Here is a 1,508-nt window from a genome sequence, read left to right as displayed (position 1 = left end):
ATAATATTAAATATAAGAATCTAATACCTCAAATCAGCAGGCTCTATAAAGTCTATTTCTATATTATAGATTTCTGTGATGTAGTTTTTAATTTCAGTTATAAAATCGTCTAATTTTTCTGAGGTAATATTGGTTGCTGGTTTTCTTCTTGGCAACGCAAAATCTACTGGTAAAAAACCACTATTTAAATTTTTAAACGAATAAATTCCCGCTTCTAAAGGTTGCTTAAAATTGTAATTTTTACTTTTTGTATATAAATACGCATACAGCAAAACTTGTATAGCTTTTAAGTGTTTTTCGTCTCTTAAATTCTCGAATTCTGGTACACGCAAATTACTGTTTGTAACCATGCCTGTTTTGTAATCTATAATTCTTAAAACACCATTTAACTCGTCTACCCTATCTACTTGACCATGCAATTTAATAGGGTATTCTATCTCTTTTATATGAATTTGTGTAGATAGGTTTTCTTCTGTTGCAATAATTTTTAAACGATTGTTTTTATTTTGTAACAATACCTTTTCTTTCTTTAAAAAGTTAGTTACAAATCGATTGGCAACTTCAAAAATTAATCTGTTTTTACCTGTAGTTAGGTTTCCATTTTTAAAATGGATTTTAAAGTGTTTTATTACCAAGTTTTTGGCTTGTTCTTGCATTTCTACAATAGCTTCCACAGACAAAAATTTACCTATAAAAGGTGTATATAATTCGTCTAATGTTTCGTGTACAACAGTACCCAATGTATTAAAAGCAACCGTTTCTTCTACATCATCTAGCTCTTTTATTTTTAAAATTTTTTGTTTGTAAAAACTTACAGGATTGTGTAAATAATTAGTTAAAGCCGAAGGCGATATTCCTTTTTCTGCCAATTCTTTTAGCTTTATTAGAGTAGCCTCTGTTTTACCAATTTGTTTTAGTTCGGTTGTATTTGCAATTACTTTTGGTGCAATTGTTTTGTGCAACATGTCGGGTCTTAACATTTCTAACTGAGTAACAAATCTGCTTTTTTCTCCACTTCCAAAATGGTCATGTTCTGTGTTGTACAGTATAAAAACATTTTTAGCTCTTTGTAATAGTCTAAAAAAGTGATAGGAAAAAATAGCATCTTTTTCTCTGTAAGTTGGCAATCCAAATGCCAACTTCACATCAAAAGGAATAAAAGAATTTTGCTGAGAACTGGCAGGTAAAATTCCCTCATTTGTAGAGGTTAAAATAATATTTTCGAAATCTAATACACGTGTTTCTAACATCCCCATTAACTGTAAACCTTTTAAAGGCTCACCTTGAAAAGACAGCGTTTCTGAAGCTATTAATTGTTTAAAAAACAATGCCAATGTTTTTAAATCTGTAAAATAATTAAATTCGCTTTGCAGTGTTTTTAATTGTGTAAAAGCTGTATAAAAACGGAATAAATATTCTTTTTCCAGGTCTGTAGTTTCTTCTTTTAAAAGTGTAATTATATTTAAAATTCTATCTAAAAAATTATTGATGGTTGTATACTTTTCAAA

1 protein-coding gene is annotated in these 1,508 nt (G+C 28.7%); it reads right to left on the bottom strand.

Annotated features, from left to right (window positions below; translation table 11 throughout):
- Positions 1–20: 20 nt before the first annotated feature.
- Positions 21–1,508 (bottom strand): PD-(D/E)XK nuclease family protein (locus ACTG3S_RS14445; protein WP_439130034.1); only part of this gene is annotated, 1,488 nt, incomplete at its 5' end.

The organism is Polaribacter sp. (assembly GCF_965656025.1).
GTDB lineage: Bacteria > Bacteroidota > Bacteroidia > Flavobacteriales > Flavobacteriaceae > Polaribacter.
This window is presented reverse-complemented; position numbering and strand designations above follow the sequence as displayed.